The 21,786-nt window shown below is 40.8% G+C and carries 20 protein-coding genes and 1 pseudogene; 9 read left to right on the plus strand and 12 right to left on the minus strand.

The annotated features are described in order from the left end of the window. Window positions 1–127: 127 nt before the first annotated feature. The 6 genes and pseudogenes from treR to LC033_RS13765 all read right to left on the minus strand — a co-directional run bounded on the left by treR (window position 128) and on the right by LC033_RS13765 (window position 8,082). Window positions 128–856, minus strand: a complete 729-nt coding sequence (treR, locus tag LC033_RS13740; protein ID WP_226569369.1) for a trehalose operon repressor — start codon at window positions 854–856, stop codon at window positions 128–130. A gap of 18 nt (window positions 857–874) precedes the next feature. Then, the gene (treC, locus tag LC033_RS13745) at window positions 875–2,575 is read right to left on the minus strand and encodes an alpha,alpha-phosphotrehalase (protein WP_226569371.1); all 1,701 of its coding nucleotides are present in this window, start codon (window positions 2,573–2,575) and stop codon (window positions 875–877) included. Between the two features lie 41 nt (window positions 2,576–2,616). Further along, window positions 2,617–4,041 (minus strand): PTS system trehalose-specific EIIBC component, encoded by a 1,425-nt coding sequence (gene treP / locus LC033_RS13750; protein ID WP_226569373.1) that lies wholly within the window; start codon window positions 4,039–4,041, stop codon window positions 2,617–2,619. A gap of 143 nt (window positions 4,042–4,184) precedes the next feature. Continuing rightward, window positions 4,185–4,540 (minus strand): annotated as a pseudogene (locus LC033_RS13755) (DnaJ family domain-containing protein). A gap of 127 nt (window positions 4,541–4,667) precedes the next feature. Beyond that, window positions 4,668–6,392 carry a methyl-accepting chemotaxis protein gene (locus tag LC033_RS13760; RefSeq protein WP_226569375.1) on the minus strand — a complete coding sequence of 575 codons (1,725 nt, stop codon included), beginning with the start codon at window positions 6,390–6,392 and terminating at the stop codon, window positions 4,668–4,670. 31 nt (window positions 6,393–6,423) lie between these two features. Further along, the gene (locus LC033_RS13765; protein WP_226569377.1) at window positions 6,424–8,082 is read right to left on the minus strand and encodes a pyridoxal phosphate-dependent decarboxylase family protein; all 1,659 of its coding nucleotides are present in this window, start codon (window positions 8,080–8,082) and stop codon (window positions 6,424–6,426) included. Between the two features lie 577 nt (window positions 8,083–8,659). On the opposite strand from LC033_RS13765, the gene ltaS reads away from it, so the two are divergent. From ltaS to LC033_RS17115, 3 genes are all read left to right on the plus strand, one after another. Beyond that, window positions 8,660–10,642, plus strand: coding sequence for a lipoteichoic acid synthase (gene ltaS / locus LC033_RS13770; RefSeq protein ID WP_226569379.1), 1,983 nt, complete (start codon window positions 8,660–8,662; stop codon window positions 10,640–10,642). Between the two features lie 98 nt (window positions 10,643–10,740). After that, on the plus strand, window positions 10,741–11,016 hold the full coding sequence (locus LC033_RS17110; protein ID WP_226569381.1) for a DUF4309 domain-containing protein: 276 nt from the start codon (window positions 10,741–10,743) through the stop codon (window positions 11,014–11,016). Next, window positions 10,989–11,051: a hypothetical protein gene (locus LC033_RS17115; protein ID WP_226569399.1), complete on the plus strand. Its 63-nt coding sequence runs from the start codon at window positions 10,989–10,991 to the stop codon at window positions 11,049–11,051. The genes LC033_RS17110 and LC033_RS17115 overlap by 28 nt, the downstream gene beginning before the upstream one ends. A gap of 112 nt (window positions 11,052–11,163) precedes the next feature. On the opposite strand, the gene nagE is transcribed toward LC033_RS17115, so the two are convergent. Continuing rightward, window positions 11,164–12,528 carry an N-acetylglucosamine-specific PTS transporter subunit IIBC gene (nagE, locus tag LC033_RS13785; protein WP_226569383.1) on the minus strand — a complete coding sequence of 455 codons (1,365 nt, stop codon included), beginning with the start codon at window positions 12,526–12,528 and terminating at the stop codon, window positions 11,164–11,166. A gap of 191 nt (window positions 12,529–12,719) precedes the next feature. Here nagE and map point away from each other — a divergent pair, with 191 nt between their 5' ends. The 3 genes from map (at window position 12,720) to LC033_RS13800 (ending at window position 14,025) form a co-directional block, all read left to right on the plus strand. Next, window positions 12,720–13,469 carry a type I methionyl aminopeptidase gene (gene map, locus LC033_RS13790; RefSeq protein ID WP_226569385.1) on the plus strand — a complete coding sequence of 250 codons (750 nt, stop codon included), beginning with the start codon at window positions 12,720–12,722 and terminating at the stop codon, window positions 13,467–13,469. A 122-nt stretch (window positions 13,470–13,591) separates the two neighbouring features. Beyond that, window positions 13,592–13,753, plus strand: a complete 162-nt coding sequence (locus LC033_RS13795) for a hypothetical protein (protein ID WP_226569387.1) — start codon at window positions 13,592–13,594, stop codon at window positions 13,751–13,753. A 134-nt stretch (window positions 13,754–13,887) separates the two neighbouring features. Continuing rightward, a complete protein-coding gene (locus LC033_RS13800; protein WP_226569389.1) occupies window positions 13,888–14,025 on the plus strand; it encodes a YflJ family protein in 138 nt (45 codons plus the stop codon). Window positions 14,026–14,066: 41 nt separating this feature from the next. On the opposite strand, the gene LC033_RS17350 is transcribed toward LC033_RS13800, so the two are convergent. From LC033_RS17350 to LC033_RS16910, 4 genes are all read right to left on the minus strand, one after another. Then, the gene (locus tag LC033_RS17350; RefSeq protein WP_376776460.1) at window positions 14,067–14,198 is read right to left on the minus strand and encodes a 3-alpha domain-containing protein; all 132 of its coding nucleotides are present in this window, start codon (window positions 14,196–14,198) and stop codon (window positions 14,067–14,069) included. A gap of 186 nt (window positions 14,199–14,384) precedes the next feature. After that, entirely contained in the window at window positions 14,385–15,491 is a 1,107-nt protein-coding gene (locus LC033_RS13805) for a nitric oxide synthase oxygenase (RefSeq protein ID WP_226569391.1), read from the minus strand. 104 nt (window positions 15,492–15,595) lie between these two features. Then, window positions 15,596–15,712 carry a virulence activator alpha C-terminal domain-containing protein gene (locus LC033_RS13810; RefSeq protein ID WP_226569401.1) on the minus strand — a complete coding sequence of 39 codons (117 nt, stop codon included), beginning with the start codon at window positions 15,710–15,712 and terminating at the stop codon, window positions 15,596–15,598. 819 nt (window positions 15,713–16,531) lie between these two features. Continuing rightward, window positions 16,532–17,278: a hypothetical protein gene (locus tag LC033_RS16910; protein WP_264188761.1), complete on the minus strand. Its 747-nt coding sequence runs from the start codon at window positions 17,276–17,278 to the stop codon at window positions 16,532–16,534. A gap of 185 nt (window positions 17,279–17,463) precedes the next feature. Here LC033_RS16910 and LC033_RS13825 point away from each other — a divergent pair, with 185 nt between their 5' ends. Then, window positions 17,464–17,610 carry a DUF3212 family protein gene (locus LC033_RS13825; protein ID WP_264188762.1) on the plus strand — a complete coding sequence of 49 codons (147 nt, stop codon included), beginning with the start codon at window positions 17,464–17,466 and terminating at the stop codon, window positions 17,608–17,610. A 141-nt stretch (window positions 17,611–17,751) separates the two neighbouring features. Then, window positions 17,752–18,756, plus strand: a complete 1,005-nt coding sequence (locus LC033_RS13830) for an NADP-dependent oxidoreductase (protein ID WP_226569393.1) — start codon at window positions 17,752–17,754, stop codon at window positions 18,754–18,756. A 38-nt stretch (window positions 18,757–18,794) separates the two neighbouring features. Here LC033_RS13830 and LC033_RS13835 read toward each other — a convergent pair whose 3' ends face one another. Continuing rightward, window positions 18,795–19,940, minus strand: coding sequence for a DEAD/DEAH box helicase (locus LC033_RS13835; RefSeq protein ID WP_226569395.1), 1,146 nt, complete (start codon window positions 19,938–19,940; stop codon window positions 18,795–18,797). A gap of 152 nt (window positions 19,941–20,092) precedes the next feature. Between LC033_RS13835 and LC033_RS13840 the strand changes: the two genes are divergently transcribed. Then, window positions 20,093–21,646, plus strand: coding sequence for an ABC-F family ATP-binding cassette domain-containing protein (locus LC033_RS13840; protein WP_226569397.1), 1,554 nt, complete (start codon window positions 20,093–20,095; stop codon window positions 21,644–21,646). Window positions 21,647–21,786 lie beyond the last annotated feature (140 nt).

The following is a 21,786-nucleotide window of genomic DNA, read 5'->3' on the forward strand; positions in this document are numbered from 1 at the left end:
AGCAAACTGGACATGGAAAGGACCATGTCCAGCGTAAGACAACTGATAAATTTTATCAAAATAAGTGAAAACCCCACTTTTACTTGAAGTAAAGGTGGGGTTTGTCTACGGTCTGATGGACAGAGCCCTATGCTCTGTCCATTTTTTCTCTCCTTGCAAAATCGACAAACCTGAAACGATCTAATCGGTGACGACTTTCTGTGTATTGAAATAAACTCGTATCCTCCAAGAACACATAATTCTTCACCACCACCACATGGTCAAACCCGTTCAAATCAAGATACTGGACATCCTCTTCTGTACATGGCTCCACTACAAATTCCTTTTGGGCGTAGCTAATCGATACACCGAGTTCTCCTTCAATATATTCGTAGATCGACCCTTCACAAATGTCCTTAGACAACGCCTGCACATGTTTTTGCAAAAAGTAATCCTTATCTAAAATGACTTCTTCCCTGCTAATATTGCGAGAGCGAATGACTTCCCAGACGTCCTCCTGCCCACTTATTTTCAGCTGAGATTGAATATGCTGATCTGGTTTTATTAAACCAAATTCATGAACAGTTGTGACTGTTTTCCGGCCAAGCGTTTGGGAAAGCTCTTTAAAGCTGACGAGACCTGAAACAGGGAATTGCATTTTCTCCCGATTCAGCAATACAGAGCCTTTCCCGCGGATTTTTTGGATATAGCCATTTTGCACAAGAATGTTTAATGCCTTTCTCACCGTCTCCCGGGACGTGTCATACATCAAGGACAGCTCATGCTCTGACGGGAGGATGCCTTTATCCTGCCATTCACCTTGTTCAATTCGTTGTGCGAGCTCATCATAAATCAATCGAAACTTATTCTCTTTCATTTTCCTCCGCCCCATTTACTAGCGTTTGGTTAAATGATAAACGATTGACTCGTATGGACGCAACGTAAAGCCCTTGATCTCTGCTGGGACATCCTGATAATTGGATAACAGGACTTGAACCTTCATCTCGTCCACCTCCTGCAATAACTCATCAGGAAGCGAAAAGTCTTCCTCTCCTGCATAAAAGTGGTTAATCACTAGGATTTTCTCATCTTTTCCTTCTCGGACATAGACAAAAATCTTTGGGTCATCTGTCAAGAGTAAAGTAAAGCTTCCATACGTGATTACATCATATTCTTTTCGCAGCCTGCAAAGAGCTTGATAATGATAAAAAATGGAGGTGCTGTCTTTTAATGAAGCTTCCACTGAAAGGTCGTTATTGGCAGTCTCAATCCATGGTGTCCCTTTTGAGAAACCTGCATTTTTTTCTGAGGTCCATTGCATTGGTGTACGGCCATTATCTCTTGATTTGACCTGTAAAATCGCCAGCGCTTCTTCCTCGGTTTTCCCTTTATCAAGCATGGCTTCGTACATATTAAGTGATTCAATATCTCGATAAGACGAAATATCCTTAAAGCGAGGATTCTTCATGCCAATTTCTTCACCTTGATAGATATACGGTGTACCTTGCATGAGATGAATCGTAGTCGCAAGCATCTTTGCTGATTGCTGATGATATGTGCCATCATCACCGTACCTTGACACGATACGAGGCTGGTCATGATTACACCAGAATAGCGCATTCCAGCCGCCGCCCTCATGCATTGTCGTCTGCCACTCAGACAGAATAGACTTCAATTCTTGAAAATCAAATGGTGCGATGGCCCACTTTTCACCGCTTGGATAATCCACCTTTAAATGATGAAAGTTAAACGTCATATTCAGTTCCTGCCGATCAGGTCTTGTATACCGAATGCAGTCTGCGATATTCGTTGAAGACATTTCTCCAACTGTCATACTATCGTATTTCGAGAAAACCTCTTGGTTCATTTCATGCAGGAATTCATGAATCCTCGGACCATCTGTATAGTACATGCGGCCGTCGCCCTGCACAGATTGCCCGGCATCATCTAAAAAGCGTTGATCCTTTGAAATATTATTGATGACATCCAGCCTGAATCCATCAATTCCTTTTTCAAACCAAAAGTGCATGATGTCGTATACTTGCTGGCGTACCTCATCATGTTCCCAATTGAGATCCGCCTGGGTGACATCGTATAAATGAAGATAATAGTCACCTGTCGCTTCATCCAGTTCCCAAGCTGGACCGCCAAATTTTGACTGCCAATCATTCGGAGGAGAGCCGTCCGATTTTGGCTCTTTCCAGATATAATAATCTCGATAAGGATTATCCTTTGATTGGCGTGAGGCTTGAAACCACTCATGGAAAATCGATGTATGATTGACTGCTAAATCCATGATGACACGGATTCCTCGTTCATGCGCTTCCTTCAGCATGTGTTCAAAATCAGCCATTGTGCCGTACATGTCATGGATGTTTTTATAATCGCTAATATCATAGCCATTGTCATGCTGTGGTGACTCATACATAGGGGTCAGCCAAATACAATCTGCCCCCAGTTCTTTAATATAATCGAGCTTTTTCGTCACACCATTGATATCCCCTGTACCAGAGCCCGTTGTATCTAAAAAGCTCTTCGGATAAATTTGATAGACCACCGCTTTTTTCCACCACGGTTCGTTTGTTTGTTGATTCAATTTCCTTCACCACCACTAGTTAAGTTCTTATGAAAAAAGGATTACATCTCATCCTTTTTCTTTTTTAGTTTTGCATATAAAAGGGTACCGATGAATGGGACGATCAGCACAATCACCATCCCTATGGCAAATGCACCCCAATATTTCGGAATGATTGAGAAGATCCCCGGAATCCCTCCAACTCCGACCGAGCTTGCCAGTACCCCTTGAGAGGCAATAAACATACCGGCTATCCCTGAGCTGATCAGCGCAAAAACAAATGGGAATCTATAGCGAAGGTTGACCCCAAACATGGCCGGCTCGGTAATCCCTAAGTAAGCGGAAATACTTGATGTCAGCGAGAGTCCTTTTTGCTTTTCATCTTTTAAGACAAACATCATTGCAAGCGCAGCTGATCCTTGTGCAATATTGGAAAGTGCGAGCATTGGCCATAGGAACGTGCCGTGCAGCTTTGAGTTAATCAATTGAATATCGACAGCTAGGAACGTATGGTGCATACCTGTGATGACTAACGCTGCATACAATCCTCCATATAAAAGACCGCCAAGTGCAGCGAAATGCTGGAATACTGTTACAAGTCCAGATGTTAAAACGTTTCCGATGGCAAATGTAACAGGCCCAATGACGATAAACGATAAAAACCCAATAAGTAATAAAGTAATTGGTGCAACGACTAACAGCTGAATACTTTCAGGTGTCCGTTTTGTGATAAATAGTTCTACCTTTGCAAGTAAATAAGATGCGACGAGTATCGGAAGAACCTGCCCTTGGTATCCTACCTTCTGCACTTCAAGACCAAACAAATTCCATACAGGAATGTCACCAGACTTTTCAGCCGCTCCATAACCCCAAGCATTTAACAGGTCAGGGTGTACGAGCATCAGTCCAAGGACCAGCCCTAAAAGCGGATTCCCCCCAAATCGTTTCACAGCCGACCAGCCAATTAACGCTGGCAAAAATGTAAAGGCAGTGCCTGCAATCAGGTTGATCATATTTGCTAAATCAGCCCATGCCGGATACACATCCACAATTGATTTTTGATCAAAGAAAATATCAGGAGCTGTTAAAATATTATGAATCCCCATTAATAAACCGGCTGTGACGATAGCAGGGAGTATCGGAATAAAGATATCCGCAAGCGTTTTCACAGCACGCTGCAATGGATTTAATTTTTGATCAGAGGCACGTTTGACGTCCTCTTTCGTCGCTTCCCCAATTCCCGTCTGTTTGACCATTTCGACATATACCCGATTAACAATCCCTTGACCAATGACGACTTGATACTGACCGTTCGCCGAGAAAGATCCTTTCACTTCTTCAATTTGTTCAAGTGCTTTTTCGTCAACCTTCCCTTCATCTTTCAGCACAAAGCGCAGCCTTGTCACACAATGTGTTGCTTGATCAATGTTTTCTTTGCCGCCAATGGCTTTCACAATCTGATCTGCTGCTGCCTGATAATCAGCCATACTATCCCCTCCGAGACCGTTTTTTTATAAAAAAAAAAACCAAGAAACTTGTATATACATGTTCACTTCATATTTTATATTTGTATATACATGTAGTCAACAATAAATGTAGCGCTTTCATAAAAAAAGCTCCCTCAATGGAATCAAAGAGGCAGCGTGTCATCATCTTTTTTTAGCTCCGCTAATTTTTCGTAGACCCTATTTCTATAAAAAGAGGAGACTGGACGTGCAAACATTTGGCGCTTTGATGTAAGTTCATCCAGACGTTTTTGTTTTTCTTCACATATGAGAGAGAGTTTTTTTCCTCTCCATCTATACTGGTTTTGAGTAACTCTTTGACGGTCATGAGTTCCTTTTTCAAAGCCGTTTCTTCCCAAGCAAAGCCTGCATTTTTCATGATCCGGTAGCCCATTCTCAGTTCTTCCGGTACATGCGCCGCATCATCTTTTGGCAGAGGCTTCCCAAAGCCTGATAATCCTTCAAATGCTCCATTGTCCATGGCCTTTTTGATCCGTTCTTCTGACAATCTCTGCGAAAAAATCCATGGTGTCACTCCTTTTAAATGCTTTGATTTTGGTTAAAGCATAGCAAAAAAGCTGACTCTATCACAAGAGCCAGCTTTCTCGTTATTGATTGTTGATCTTGAATGTAGATACCATTTGTGCTAAGTCTTCTGACATAGCAGAGAGCTGTTCAATCGCACTTGAAAGTTGCTGCATGCCAGCACTTTGCTGTTCTGTTGCTGCTGCTACTTCTTGAGAGCTGGCTGCGTGTTCTTCTGACACAACAGAAATTTGTTCAATCGAGGTTGAAATAGTTTGATATGCTCGTTCTACCTGTTGAATCGATTGAAGCAAATTGTTGGTTCTTCTTGCAAACTGAGACACTCCGTCGTAAATACCAGCAAAATTTTGAGACGTTCCTTGCATTTGCTCACGTCCTTCTTCCACTGCTCGACTGCTTTCCTCTATGCTTTCAAGGACACGCTGACTGTTTTCCTGTGTGCCAGTAACTAGGTCTGAAACAGTTTTAGCCGCATCTGCTGACTGCTCAGCTAATTTACGAACCTCATCTGCCACAACGGCAAACCCTTTTCCTTCTTCTCCAACACGTGCCGCTTCAATCGAAGCATTTAGTGCAAGCAAATTCGTTTGTGCTGAAATGTCCGTAATAATGGAGATCACACTTTCAATCTCAGTTGAATGTGATTGTAATTCTTCTGCTGCCTGCTTTGAGTTTGTCATCATGTCGTGTAACATATTGAGATGTTCAAGGACATGCTGCACTAGTTTTTGACCAGATTCTGACTGCTCTTGCACTCCCGATGAAACAGATTTCATTTCATCTACTTCTCTTGTCACACCTTCGATTTGAGTATCGATTTCTGCAACAGAGGTCGTGCAATCTGTAATATTTGCTACAGAATCATTGATCCCTTCACTCATATTGGTCATCGCTTCTGACACTTGCTGTGCGCTTTGACTCGATTCGTTCGTCACCGTTCGAAGCTGTGAAGACATTTTAGACACTTCACTTGATGAATTTGAGATTTTGGCAATGAGCTCTTTGATTCGTCCTTGCATCTTTTGAAAGGAAGCGGCTAATTGGCCGATCTCGTCTTTACTTTCCACCTCTACCGTTCCAGTTAAATCACCATCTGCAATTTGGTTCGCTGTTTCCATTAGTGAACGTGCTGGCTTTGCGATTCTCCTTCCCATGATAAATGAGAAGAACAATCCACCGATGAGCACAATAGTAGATGCCACCGTGATATAGATCGTCAGCTTCTTCGTTGTTTCAGGCACAACAGACGCATCTAAATCAATTCCTAAAATCCCCGTGAGCTCACCGCCTGAATCTTTGATTGGTAAAAAGACTGATTTATGTGTCCCAAATGAATCATGATAAATGTCACTTTTGACCATTTTATCTTCAGAAAGAGCTTGTTTCATCTCATCTGAAAATGCATAATCCTGATCAAAATCATTGTCTTCCCCAGTTAACACAATGATTCTTTCCTTACCGCCCTTATTTGATAACACATATAGGTTCTCAAGCGAATGATTTTCTTGAAGCTCAGTAATTTTCTTTTTGACTTCAACATAAAGCGGATCGTCTTTTCCGCTAATGCTTAAGACATTTCCATCGATATTGTCGATATCTTTTTTCGCTGTATCAATATCTGTTGTTAATCGATAATCAAATTGCTTTAATAATTGGGATGATAAATCCTGGCTGACTAAATAAAAGGTTAGAACGAATAATGTAACGGTTGCGAGTAATGTTCCGACAACGACTGACATGATTTTGGAAGATATCGTGAATCCTCCAAATTTCCTTTGTTTCACCATTTTTTTCTACATCTCCACTCTCAGATTTGACTTAAGCATGTACACTTTCAAATTGTCCACAAACAGATGCAATCACACCTTTTAAATAAGATACGATATGAGGGATATGCTTCGGTAACGTATACGGTGAGATGACAAAAAACTTACTCACACTCAGATAGAACTCTTGACCTTCTTTCGCATTTACTTGTAAAAACTTCGTTGTATCGCCAAAGAACATTTCGTCTCTTTTCTCTCCAAGCTTTTCAAACAGCATTTTGTTCAATTCATTGTTCCGCTCAATTTCCATTGAAGTTGCTTCGCCTGAAATCTCTTCTTGAAAACGAGGAGAGCCGTCTAGGTAAATTCTAAACAATGTAGTCATTCCGGCATTGTCATCATTGACGATTTCTGCTTGCGGAATTTCCTGACGAAGGGCTTTTCTGAATGCAAGGTTCACCTCTAAAAATTGACCGAGCAGACGCTGATATCCTTCAATCCCAAACGTTAGCAGCACACTCAGCATACTGATTGAGCTTCCCATTCTTGAGCATTCAAGTGTATAACCCGTATGGTATTCCCCGTAGCCTCTATGTCCAACATATGGTGTTTCTTGTTGTTTTAGGTCCAAACGCTTTAAGTCAGCAGCGTTTTTCACTAAGAATAAACTGGATGTATAAGGTGTTTGACCGAGCTTTTGAAAATCAAAGCACATCGTGTCTGCAAGAGAAAGATGCTTGAATTTCGCTTTGATTTCTTTTAACATGCGAAGAACACCGTCTGAGAATTGCAGCGGGTTTTCAGATACATCATACTCATTAAAGAAAGCAAAAAATCCGCCCAGCGCTGAATCTGCATGAATATGAGGCACCTTAAGACCATACTTCTCAGCAACTGCTTCTGCTGTTTTATGTACTCCTTTTACATCATCAATTGCAATGGCATCTGTTGTTCCTGTTGTAGCCACAATATAAACGGGAATTCCGCCATTTTGTGCAACACGTTCCATTTGACAACGTAAATCTTCCATATCCATTGAATGATCCCTATTCGTTTTAATTCTGATTAAGTTGTCTGTGCCAATTCCTGTTGCTTCCATTGACTTATATAAGCTGTAATGTGCTGCATCAGAACAAAACGCATAAAGATGTTGCGGGACACCTTTTCGTAATGACTCCGGTGCGACTTTCGAAATCGCTAAACGAAGTCCTGAGAAAATAGCCCCTTGACCTCCCCATGTTGTGTTTCCCCCGCTCACGTTTGGATCGTATCCTATGAGCTTAGACATCATTGAGACCACTCTGACCTCAGCTTCCGCACCTGCTGGTCCATAAACATCCCATAGGTTGTTCCCATTTACCAGCATAGCCGTCAGCATGCCTAGAATTCCTGGTGTACTTGCCATTGGCAAAATGTTCGTGAAGAAATACTTTGTATGGTATGGATGGTTATGTAAAAGCTTAAGTAATTCTTCATTCACAAGTTCTGCTGGCTGGCCATTGATCGGAATTTGACTTGTTTCAGTGAGCTTTTTGTAAAAGTCATCCCCACGATTCTTTTCACCCTTTAGGTGTGCACGGTTCGGATCCTTCAGGTGATCGACCCCTGAAATGATCTGTTCCATTAATTTGACGAGTTCTTTACGCTCCTCTGCATTTCCGTCCTCACTCGGAAACCAGTTCTGAACGAGGTTCTCTGCTCGTACAGTCATAAACTATCAATCCTTTCAATGGAAGATTTCCTGTCAATGTCTATATCGACCCCTATTCAAAAGTTTATAGTCTCAAAACGTCCACTTAAGTATATTCAGATAATTTGTTTATACATCAAAATGAATAAAACCCTTACAAAACAAATAAAAATCATTATGTTTGTGAAATAAAATAATATCTTAATATATTATAAATGAAGGATTTTTATCCATCTGTTATCATTGTTTATTTGCTCATTTTTTTACGTAACCTGCATAAACATTAATAAACACTGGAAGTTCTCTTAAAAACACCATTGTATAAATCAAAATAATTCTTTAGACTTGTGTCTTTTTACCTGTTTTATTGATATAGCAATAGAGAAAATACTGAATTTTCTGTTGATATTAAGATGAATTTCATAAAAAGTTTTTCTGTGGGCGAGTATTTTCGATTTCTCTCCTTTTATTGCTAGGACATGCTGTTCTCGCTCTTCACCGGTTATGACTTTTCTATTTGAGCATTTCATGGTATATTCTAATGGTTCGTTTTCCTTCGTTCCGCCTCTTCCTTGTACAGGAGAAAAGGAGTATTTATATGAAAACATTTATTCAAAAAAGAGGCCTCGGTTTCTTTGTAATTGCAGCCATCTTACTATGGCTTAAAACGTATACAGCTTATTTAATCGAATTTAAACTTGGTATATCAAATGTGCTTCAGCATATTTTGCTTTTCGTGAATCCTATTAGCTCTAGCTTGTTCTTTCTTGGCTTTGCTTTATTGTTCAAGAAAAAATGGCAGCCTGCCGCTATCATTGTGATTCATTTTTTCATGTCTTTTTTACTATACGCAAACATCGTGTACTATCGATTCTTCAATGACTTTATCACGCTGCCTGTTGTGATGCAGGCAGGGACGAATGGCGGACAATTAGGTGATAGTGCATTTTCACTCATGCGCCTGACTGATGTGTTTTACTTTATCGATACAATCATCTTGATCGTACTCGCAGTCCGAATGAAAAAGAAGCAGCAATCAAGTACAGCAACTGTACCTGTTCAAAAATCAAAATCGTTCAGACTCGTTCTTGCGTCTTCTGTTGTGATCTTTGTCGTCAACTTGATCGCTGCAGAGATTGATCGCCCAGAGCTTTTATCAAGATCATTCGACCGAAATTATTTAGTGAAATACTTGGGTGCTTATAACTTTACTGTGTTTGATACCATTCAAAATGTGAAATCAAACAGTCAGCGTGCTCTGGCAAATTCAAGTGACGTAACAGATGTAGAGAATTATTTAAAAGCGAACAGCGCTGATCCAAACCCCGCCTATTACGGGAAAGCGAAAGGCATGAACGTGATTACGATTTCTCTTGAATCTCTGCAAAACTTTGTCATTGATTATAAGGTGAATGGAGAAGAAGTCACTCCATTCCTTAATTCATTGGCACATGACAACAAAACGTTTTACTTTGATAACTTCTTCCATCAAACAGGACAAGGAAAGACATCTGATGCCGAATTTATGATGGATACTGGGCTATTCCCATTATCACAGGGCTCTGTTTTTATTAACAAAGCTCAAAACACGTATCAGGCACTTCCTGGCATTTTGAAGAAGGATCAATACACGTCAGCAGAATTCCATGGGAATACGAAAACCTTCTGGAACCGTAACGAAATGTTTAAGTCCTTCGGATATGACAGATTTTACGATTCCGAGTATTACGATATGAACGAGCAAGATACGAAGAACTATGGATTGAAAGACAAACCGTTCTTCAAAGAATCAATGCCAATGCTTGAACATCTGAAGCAGCCGTTTTATTCGAAATTCATTACATTATCTAACCATTTCCCATTTGGAATGGATGAAGGTGATACCGATTTCGAACCTGGTGACTTCGGAGACTCTGTCGTCGATAACTACTTCCAATCTGCTCATTATTTAGATGAGGCCATTGAACAATTCTTCAATGACTTGAAAAAGTCTGGTCTATATGACAATACAGTTGTCATCATGTACGGAGATCATTACGGCATTTCAGAAAATCATAATGAAGCGATGGAAAAAGTGACAGGACAAAAAATTGGAGATTATGAAAATGCCCAGCTCATGCGTGTGCCGCTCTTTATTCATGTACCAGGTGTGAAAGGTGAACAGATTCATAAATACTCTGGTGAAATCGATGTCGCTCCAACCCTTCTACACCTGCTCGGTTATGATACGAAGAACTATTTAATGTCTGGCTCTGACATCTTATCGAAGAATTTTAAAGAGCTTGTGCCATTTAGAAATGGAGACTTCGTGTCTAAGGACTACACAAAAGTAGGTAATAACTATTACAGCAACAAAACAGGCGAGAAAATCGAGCCGACTGAAAAGGCGACGCAAGAAAATGAAACGGTGAAAAAGATGCTAGAGACATCTGATAAGATCGTCACAGAAGATTTACTCCGTTTCTACAAGCCTAAAGGCTTTACACCGATTGACCGCAATGAGTATGACTATACAAAGAAAGTACAGGATGAAAAGGATTCATCTTCCGCCAAAGATGAATCAAGCACTTCTTCAAACTAACTTTCTCATTCTAAGAACCAGCCGACTTTAGATCGGCTGGTTCTTTTTACATTTGATCCTCATTGCACCGAGTATAGGAGATCAAGGAGGGATTTATCATGAAAAAAAACAAAATAAATGAAATCCGTGTACAAATGCAGAAAAAGAACAATATCGTCAGGATGACTCCTTCCCTATTAAAGAAACAACTTATACGACCTGCAGATTCAGTGAACACCATTCCACAAACAAAAGAGAAAAAGTACGTTTATCGAACCAGTGATGATGAGCTTGAATTTATCGCCAATTTCATTTCAGACCGGTTCGTCTGCCTTTCGAATGCCCTCTTGATTGGCTTTTCATTTGGATTGATGAAAATGTCACCACGTTTTTAGAAGCTTGGCAATATCCAAGTCAACAGCATGCTTGATCTCTCGTGCATCTAGGGCATGGTTTTACATGTTGTCATCAGTATTGTTCTCGTGTTCGAACAGCGCAAACAAAAAAACGTTCAGCCCATTTGACTTGGCTGAACGCTTTTTTTAATCTCGATCGACTTCCTTTCGGAGATCATCTGCAACAAATTCCACATTCGTTCCAATGATGATTTGTACGGATGTTTTTCCCGAAGTCAGTACCCCTTTGGCACCCGCTTTTTTCAGTGTACCTTCGTTCAATAAATTCGTATCCTCTACTGTTAAGCGAAGACGTGTGGAACAATGATCAATGGTGAAAATATTGTCTTTTCCGCCAAGTCCCTGTACCAGCATACTCGCTCCGGCAGAAGCTACATCATCTGCTGGGATATCTTCGATGTCATCATCTTCTCTGCCTGGTGTTTTCAGCTTTAGCAGTTTAATAAGGAAATAGAATACGAAAAAGTAAATAACGCCATAAATTACCCCCACCACAAGTAACATGAACGGTTTTTGAGCAATACCAAAACTTAAGACGTAATCAATCGCACCTGCTGAAAAGGCAAAGCCGCTATGAATCCCTAAGGTATTCACAATAAAGAGCGAAAGACCTGTTAAAATAGTATGGACACCATATAAAAGTGGAGATAAAAACATAAAGGAGAATTCAATTGGTTCTGTGATCCCTGTAATAAATGACGTCAGCGCCATTCCAATCATCAACCCCGCTGTTGCCTTTCGCTTTTCTGGCTTTGCTGTTACTATCATAGCTAGACATGCCGCTGGCAAACCAAACATCATCACCGGGAAGAAGCCGGTCATAAAGACGCCCGCACTTGGATCTCCTTTAAAGAATCGTGCTAAATCCCCTGTTGCTCCGTTGAATTCTCCAAATTGAAACCAGAATAAGTTATTGAGCACATGGTGAAGTCCTAGTGGAATGAGCAATCGGTTAAAGAAACCAAACAGACCTGCACCCGTTGCGCCAAGACTTAAAATCCATTCCCCTAAATCATTGATCACACTTTGAATCGGAGGCCACACATATCCGAAAACAGCCGCTAATAGAATGGTGAAAAGTGCTGTCATAATTGGCACAAGCCGTCTTCCGCTAAAGAAACCTAAGTATTCAGGCAGTTTCGTATCCTTAAATTTATTGTAAACGTAACCTGCCAAGAGCCCGCATAAAATACCGCCCAATACCCCCATATTGTTGGTCGAGTTAATCGACGTTGTACCGGCTGACAAAATGAAATAAGAGATGGCCCCTGATAATGCCGCTGCTCCGTTACCATCCTTTGAAATGCCGATCGCTACACCTATTGCAAAAATCAAAGCCAAATTCGCAAAAATTGCATTCCCTGCCGCATAAATAAACGGGATATCGAATACATCCTTCCGTCCAATGGCCAAAATAATACCTGCTGCAGGAAGCACAGCGATTGGAAGCATAAATGATTTACCTAACTTTTGAAAAAACTGAAACACCATATGAAATCTCCCTCCCTTTGTCATCATCATGACAAAATTTTTCCTGAATATTCATAAAAAATATATCATATGCAGATCTAGTTATCTATACCAATTTGTCCATATCTACTCGAAATCCCACCTTTACTCTTTTGGAGTAAAATGTGGTAAGCTATTGAGTAGAATGAAGTTATAGAAAGCGGGAATGAACAGTGATTGTTAAACATGATCATGAGGTAGAAGCCTTAAAAAAAGTCGGCCGAATTGTCGCTATGGCCAGAGAAGAAATGAAAAGCCAAGCGAAACCAGGCATGTCTACAAAAGAATTGGATTTTATCGGAAAAAAGATCTTAGAAGAGCATGGGGCCAATTCAGCGCCTGAAAAGGAATATGACTTCCCCGGTACAACTTGCATTAGTGTGAACGATGAAGTCGCACATGGTATTCCAAGTGAAAAAACCATTTTACAAGAGGGGGACCTCATTAATATTGATATCTCAGCAGAGCTGGACGGATATTATTCGGATACGGGGATTTCATTTGTGTTGGGCATAGGCGATGCTCGTCTTGAAGCATTATGCCAATGTGCGGAGGATGCATTCTTTGAAGGATTAAAGCATGCGAAAGCTGGTAAAAGGCAAAATCAAATTGGCCGTGCCGTCTACAATACCGCAAAAGAGCAAGGTTTTACGGTCATTAAAAATCTGACAGGGCACGGCATTGGGAAAAGTCTGCACGAAGCACCAAACCATATTCTGAACTATTATGACCCATTTGATAATGCTTTGTTTAAGAATGGTACAGTGATTGCTTTTGAACCTTTCATTTCAACAAATGCTGAATCTATTTATCAGGCTGATGATGGCTGGACATTTAAAACACCAGATAAAAGCCTTGTGGCTCAGATTGAACATACAATTGTGATCACAAAAGACGAACCGATTATTTTAACGAAGCTGTAAGTCAATCAGTTCCCTCTTTCACTGGAGGGGATTTTTTCGTGTCCCTTTCACGAATCTGTCACGACTAAACAAAAATGCCTGTGGTAAAATAGGCAAAGATATGCGAAAGGGGTCTTATTGATATGTGGTTCATCATCATAGGTGTCATCTTTTTCATCGAAAGTATTATCTTAACGGTTGTGGGTCTCAAGAAAAAACAATCCATGATGACGTATCTTGGTGTTGTCTTGATGATTATGACGATCGGCATGATCATTGTCACCCTCAATCCACCAAATTCATAATTCATCATTTCCAGCATATACATGGATCATAGGCAGATAGAATCAGTTTTCACTTCTTAACACCTGCACACTTTTCACGTCCTTTTTTGAGATGTTACAATGCAGGCAGTTTTCATTGAAAGGAGTTTTCTATCATGCATTATGGTAGCAAAGGCTGGTATGTCGAAGAATTAAAGAAGCTTGGTGTGACCGAGCATGAAGGAAGAAAGCTTCAAAGCTTTAAAACCTTTTTCCTTGCAAATCTTCTTGAGCAAAAGAAACCCAGCTCATAAATGTTGAAAAGCCTCACATCTGTGCTGATGTAAGGCTTTTTTTAGATGTGCTGTATTCGTTTTTCTAACAACTTCCTCACTACATTTACCAAGGCATCTACTTCAAGAACAGCTTTTAGTCTCTGCGGATTTATTTGACGATATTTGACTTCTTTGATTTCCTGGACCGTGATGTGATGGGCGCTTTTTCAACTAACACAAGAGGTTGATCAGGCGCACATTCCTTCTTGTAACACACGCAAATAAACTACAAGTTGATGAAGCCACTTACCAAGTTAGCTCATTACGCGAACTTTCGGATAAGAGGATCATGATGTTTTATACAAACGAAGCATTATACAAAAAAACCCAGCTTTCCGCTAGGCTTTTTCTACCCTATGATAGGGCTTATCCTGATAAAAATAATTCGGTTTTACAATGGTATTGTCATAGTGACGATGGAAGATATGAGTAGCAGCAGGTGATACTGGTGGAATCAGCCATGTCCAATACCCAGTCAGCTCACGCTCTGCCTTTTCTTCCTGCTTTTCAAATTGTTTAAATTGATGAGCTGCGGTATGGTGATCAACAATGGTCACCCCTGCCTCGCTATAAGAATGAAGAACCGCCACATTTAACTCTACAATGGCTTTGTCCTTCCAAAGTGATCCATTCTTTGTCGTGTCCAGCCCTAAGATAGAAGCGACTTTTTTCAACATATTGTAGCGATTTTCATCTGCTAAGTTACGTGCGCCAATTTCTGTTCCCATATACCAGCCGTTAAATGGTGCAGCGTTGTAATGAATGCCACCAATCTCTAGTTTCATATCAGCAATGATCGGAACAGCGTACCATTTAAGTCCTAAATCGTGAAATCCATCATATTCAGGATGTGTGATCTCCACTTCTTGAACGATCTCTTTCGGAAGATCATACAAAACAGGCGGCTGACCTTTCAGCTGAAACATGAGGGGAAGTATATCAAAATGCGTGCCTTCCCCTTTCCAGCCATGAGCTTCACAAATCTTTGTCAATTCAAGTGATGCCTCGTCACCTATAATGCTATTTTCCGTCTCATACCCTGCATAACGAACAAGCTGATGATTATAAATAACGACTTCTTTTCGTCCCTCGTGCTCTGGCGGAAAGATCGTAATGGACGGTTTGATTTTCCCGCCATTTGTCGCATATTCAATATGATGAAAGAGCGCCTCTTTCACCTCATCTTCTGTTTTCACATGGCGGCAGTCATGGACATGCAGTGTCGACCAAAACAAACGGCCAATGCAGCGGTTACTGTTGCGCCACGCCATTTTAGCCCCGTGAGCTAATTCCTCTGGCGTATGAGTATATATGCCTTCAGACTCAATTTCTTTTTTTATTTCATGCAGACGTGCTGCTTTCTCTTCATTTGACTTGTTTAATTCTTCATAGCATAAAGAAATAAAAGCTTCTGCTTCATTCCACAACGCTTCTTGGTTACTCAAACATACTCGCCTCACTTTAATATGAATATATCCATTGTAGCGGTTTCCATTAATAAATTCACTTGTTTCAAACCATTTTTTATCATATCATCCGATCATTGTCCTTAGACAGTAGACTGCCTTAGGAGTTGAAGGGTCTTTTGGAGCCAACGAATATACCCTTTTTCTCTTTCAATTGCTCTTGTCAGCACTAAGTAACGTCCAAATTGCGCTGAATGCAGCGATTCAGCAGAAGGGTCTTCGTCTACTTAAGTATTCAGTTTTTGTTCAAGCATGTGCTCTTACTTGGTCCTTCATTTGCTCAAGCACTGCTTATTCTTCATTCTGGGACTGATGTTGCCACCGATGTTTTAATGGGCGGCATATATGATATCGTTCTAGCAGTTTGCACCTCCAGATGTTCAGCTTGCTTAAAGTGACTTTCTTTTGCCCATCCTCACCGTTACAACCCCTAATTCCAATAGATTCATAGAATAGACTCTAAGAAAATCATATCATTTTTTATGACTAAGATGAGAAATTTCATTCAAACAAAAAAGGACGACTCAAATTGAGTCATCCCTGTGTGTTTATTACCGCATAGCCTGCTACGGTATTCACTAAGGAAAGACCTGTAGCTGTTATAGGAGCAATCTAGTTTGCGGTGTGACTGATACTTTCAGACCAGTAGCGATGCCGTTTGTAATAGCACCTAGCGATAAAACACCGGTTAAGGCTGGCTCGCTACTTGAGTGAAGCTGTTATTTGGTGTTGGTGAAGCAAACAAACTAGCCGTAACGGTCATACTCGTTCCAACCAATATAGTGCTACGTAACTATCTTACTAATATATACAGTAAACGAAGCCCGTGTTCTATTTATTAGAAACCAGAGCTGTCATGATGAAAAACACATCTAATAACTCTCCTGTTAATTGAACACCATAATACCAATACCTATTACAAAGTACAAGTAGATCCGCTCGCTATCGTTGCTAAGCCAATATATAAACCTAGTACTAGTACACACTGATTAATATCAGACGGTCTGTTACTGCTGTAATCAACTGATTCTGACAAGCGTAAGTCTTAAATAATCATTTGTTATATCCTGCCCGCTAACATTCGTTAATTGAATTGTCGATCCTGCAGGGATATTACCTGTAAAACCGATAGCTGTTACTTCTTGACCGGCTGTAGTTCCCCTAACTCTACCACCACCGATATCAAAAGTACCATCGAGTATTATATTAATCCCAAGCGGACCAGCTTGCACAGCAACAGAGGAAACAATTGCATTTATATTATAATTACCACTTTGTTGAATAGTAAAAGTATCTGGTGCAGTAAAAGTCACATTGTCCAAGAACTGACTCCCAACTAATGAAAAATTAGCATTGTCAGCAACTGTTTGTGTAGTGTCATTAACAGTTGCAGCAGATGCTGTAGCAAGCGTCCCGGTTGCTCCAGTAACTCCGGTTGCTCCTGTTTCTCCGGTTGGACCGGTTGCTCCCGTTACTCCCGTGGCTCCGGTTGGACCTGTTGCTCCGGTATCGCCGGTTGCTCCCGTTACGCCTGTTGGACCAGTTGGACCAACTGGTCCTCTTCTTCCTCTCCCCCCTGACGATCCTTGAATGACACAGACACAAGGAACTTTTCCGCAGCATGGATTTTTCACTGTTTTTCTTGGTTTCCCTTTCTTACAACTATCACATTCCCAGACATCATCCTTATACGCATCGTACCAGCTACCTTTTGGATCTATTGAATGAGGTGGATATGTCTTTCCGCATTGTCTACATCTTTTCATAGAATCACCCCCAGCCATCGTATTCATCCTCACCAGGAAAAGTGTATGTACCATTTTATTTTTATTTTGCACATATCAAAAAGACCTTGTCCTTCATGCACAAAGTCTTTTCTTCATTGAAATCTCATGCTTACATTGTTTGGTGAACAGCATTTCGCATCTCCATTGATTATCTCTTTTCTATCATGATTAACATTGGAGATATCGAGACGATTGAACAAGATCCACAAGGCCTGTTGTCCTCATACTTGACGCTTGATATGATGCAAGCCTCCATGCAAAATGCAAATGTTGTTAAAAGAACGTGGTGCGGATGTGTATCAGCTGTTTAGTTCTCTCCCGCCGCTCCTCTCTGTCTCTCAGCCTCCTTCTTTTTAGATGGTGTGTGTGCTTTGAAAAAACCGTATGTTTTGAATGAAAAGAATCATCATGTTATTGTAAATCTAGGATGCAAGTGAAAGGGAGGATTTGACATGGGTCAACAAAAGCAAATTCAATTAGCAAAACGGCCAAAAGGGTTACCTGCAAAAGATGTTTTTCATTTTGAAACAGTTGATATACCAGTTCCGCAAAATGGCGAAGTCTTGATTCGAACGAAATATGTTTCTGTAGATCCTTATATGAGAGGACGAATGCAGGATACAAAATCCTATACACCTCCGTTCAAGCTAAATGAAGTGATTCAGGGTGGTGTTGTCGGAGAAGTCGTCGAGTCAAAATCCCCTCCATTTGAAGAAGGTGATTTTGTCCTTGGGTTTCTTGGCTGGCAACAATATTCCACTGCCAAAGCCGAGTCTCTGACAAAAATTGATCCATCCATTGCGCCATTATCCTATTACTTGGGCATTTTAGGCATGCCGGGGCAAACAGCCTATTTTGGACTTCTTTCCATTGGCCAGCCAAAAGAAGGTGAGACGGTTGTCATTTCTGGAGCGGCAGGTGCCGTTGGTTCTGTTGTAGGACAGATCGCTAAAATCAAAGGCGCACACGTCGTAGGAATTGCCGGATCTGATGATAAGATTGCTTACTTAAAAGAGCTGGGTTTTGATGAAACCATTAATTATAAAACAACCAATGAATTAGATGATGCCATTGCAAAAGCCTGTCCAAACGGCGTCGATGTGTATTTTGACAATGTAGGGGGCGAAATTTCTGATGCAGTGATGAATCATTTGAACCGCTTTGCACGCATTCCAGTCTGCGGCGCTATTTCTTCTTATAACATTAGCGCAAGCGAGGACATCGGACCGCGCGTGCAAACAAAGCTCATTAAAACAAGCGCATTGATGCAAGGGTTCATTGTTACCAACTATTCAGATCGTTTTGAAGAGGCTGCAAAGGATCTCTCACAATGGGTGAAAGAAGATAAACTCACTTACAAAGAAACCATTATCGAAGGTTTTGACAACATTCCGGATGCGTTCCTTGGACTGTTCAAAGGTGAAAATGTCGGTAAACAGCTTGTCAAAATTTCATAACAAGAAAAGGACCCTGCCGTATGGGCGGGGTCCTTTTTTTATGCCTGATGATGAGGTGCAAGCTGCAACTGGCCTTGCTTATACACAATTTCTTCAAGCGAAAGATTCAGCTTTTTCGCCATTTTTTTCAGCAGCGCATGCTCTTGTTGTGTAACAAGACTGATGACAGCCCCTTCTTTTCCTGCACGGCCTGTTCTGCCTGAACGATGAATATAGCCTTCTTCATTTGGCAGATCTGCATGGATCACATACGGTAAATCGTCGATATCAATGCCTCTTGCTGCAATATCCGTTGCAAGAAGAAGCGGAAATTCATGCTGTTCAAATGCCTTTAAAATGACAGCACGATCGGCTTTTTTCGCTTCACTATGAAGCACACCAAGATCGACATGGTGATACGTTAATTTTTCTGCATAAATGCTTAAATTCGTAATATCACGCACAAAGACAAGCGCCTGCATGTCCTCAAGCCGTGACAGCTTTTGGAGCAATTTCACTTTATCCCGCTGATCGCATAACAGGTAATAATGCCCTACCTTCTGCGCTTCTTCCTGGCTTCTGCTAATTTTCAATACCTCTGGCTCAGATGCCATGTCTTTGATGAGTTGAACGGTTTCCTCTTTCAAAGTCGCAGAAAAACAAAGGATTTGTCTTTCTTTTAATGTGGATTTAATGATCGCTTGGATCGTTTTCATATGCTCTGGGACAAGAAGCTGATCTGCTTCGTCTAACACGATCGTTTTGACATCATGCATTTTTAGCTTCTTGATTTTGATTAATTCTTGTACGCGTCCCGGTGTCGCCACAACGATGTTCGGGTGTTTCTTTAGCTTTTCCTGCTGCTTCTTGATGTTTGCTCCGCCTATTAAAGAGATGGCTTTAATGTCTGATCCTTGTTTGAATTGCTGGATGACATCAAAAATTTGCATCACAAGCTCTCTTGAAGGTGCTAAGATTAAGACTTGCGGATGTTTGATACTCACATCGATTTTATTTAAAAGCGGCAGAACATACGCAAGTGTCTTCCCCGTCCCAGTTGGCGATTCTGCAATCACATCACGCTTCTCGGTAATCCACTCTGCTGTTTTTTCTTGTATATCTGTTGGTTTCTCAAAGCCAGCAGCTTCAAAGTTCTCTCGAATAAATGGCTTTGCTTCTTGAAAAAATGCCCAAGTTTCCGTCATGTCGATCTCCTTTATTCTCTTTCAATCTATCCTTAAGTATCTCAAAATCAGCTTTGAAACGCAATTTTTCTTTTGAAGCTTTTATCGAGCCGGACAGTTCGATATAATCATGAGAGGCACTAGCCGTTTTGAATCTATTTGAGGTGTAAAAAATGATATTATCTGTTAAAGATTTAAGCCATGGCTTTGGCGATAGAGCCATTTTTCACGAAGTCTCCTTCCGTTTATTAAAAGGCGAGCATGTCGGCTTAATTGGTGCAAACGGTGAAGGAAAGTCAACGTTTATGAATATGATTACTGGCAAGTTAGAGCCAGATGCAGGAAAAGTAGAATGGGCAAAGAATGTCCGTGTCGGCTATCTTGATCAGCATACGGTGCTAGAAAAAGGGAGAACCATCCGTGAAGTCCTTCAAGATGCATTCCATTATTTATTTGCCATGGAAGCAATGATGAATGACATATATGGCAAAATGGGTGAAGCCGATCCTGATGAACTAGAAAAGCTGTTAGAGGAAGTTGGCGTCATTCAGGATGCACTGACAAACAATGATTTCTATATCATCGATTCAAAGGTAGAAGAAATTGCAAGAGGTCTTGGATTAACTGATATTGGGCTAGACCGAGATGTGACAGAGCTCAGCGGTGGTCAGCGTACGAAAGTGCTGCTTGCGAAATTGCTGTTAGAGAAGCCAGAAATTCTCCTTCTCGATGAGCCGACCAACTATTTGGATGAGCAGCATATTGAGTGGCTAAAGCGCTATTTACAGGAGTATGAAAATGCGTTTATCCTTATTTCACATGACATTCCGTTTTTGAACAGTGTCATTAACTTGATTTATCATGTTGAAAATCAAGAATTGACACGCTATGTTGGTAATTACGATCAATTCAAACAAATCTACGAAGTCAAAAAGCAGCAGCTTGAAGCAGCCTATAAAAGGCAGCAGCAAGAAGTCGCTGAACTAAAGGATTTTGTAGCAAGAAACAAAGCACGTGTCAGTACAAGAAATATGGCCATGTCTCGTCAAAAGAAACTGGATAAGATGGACATGATTGAATTGGCTGCAGAAAAGACAAAACCAGAATTTCACTTCAAGCCTGCACGTACCTCCGGGAAATTGATTTTTGAGACGAAGAATTTAGTGATCGGTTATGACGAGCCGCTCTCTCGCCCTTTGAATCTTAAAATGGAACGCGGACAAAAAATTGCGTTATACGGCGCAAATGGAATCGGGAAAACGACGTTACTCCGAAGTCTTTTAGGAGAAATTACACCGATTTCTGGTGAGGTAGAACGCGGAGAATTCTTGCATATTGGGTATTTTGAGCAAGAAATAAAAGAGCAAAATAGCAACACCTGTATTGAAGAGGTGTGGAGCACCTTCCCTTCCTACACGCAATATGAAGTTAGGGCCGCCCTTGCCAAATGCGGCTTAACCACAAAACATATTGAAAGCCGTGTGTCTGTTTTAAGTGGAGGGGAGAAAGCAAAGGTCCGCCTTTGCAAACTGATCAACGAAGAAACCAATTTGCTTGTTCTCGATGAGCCGACAAACCACTTGGATGTCGATGCGAAAGAAGAACTAAAACGCGCTTTAAAAGAATATAAAGGAAGCGTCTTATTGATTTCCCACGAACCTGAATTTTATCAAGATGTCGCAACAGAAACATGGAATTGTGAATCTTGGACCACAAAAGTGCTATAACACCAAAAAAGCCTTATATCTTGGTCTTATCCCTGTCAAGTAGACAATTATAAAAAGCCTAACCTGCCAGTGTGTGACGGTATTCTACCGGAGCACACTGGTTTAATTTTTTCTGGAATCGATCATGATTATAGAATTGA

Origin of the sequence: Bacillus stratosphericus (genome assembly GCF_020524495.1) — a bacterium.
Lineage (GTDB): Bacteria > Bacillota > Bacilli > Bacillales > Bacillaceae > Bacillus > Bacillus stratosphericus_B.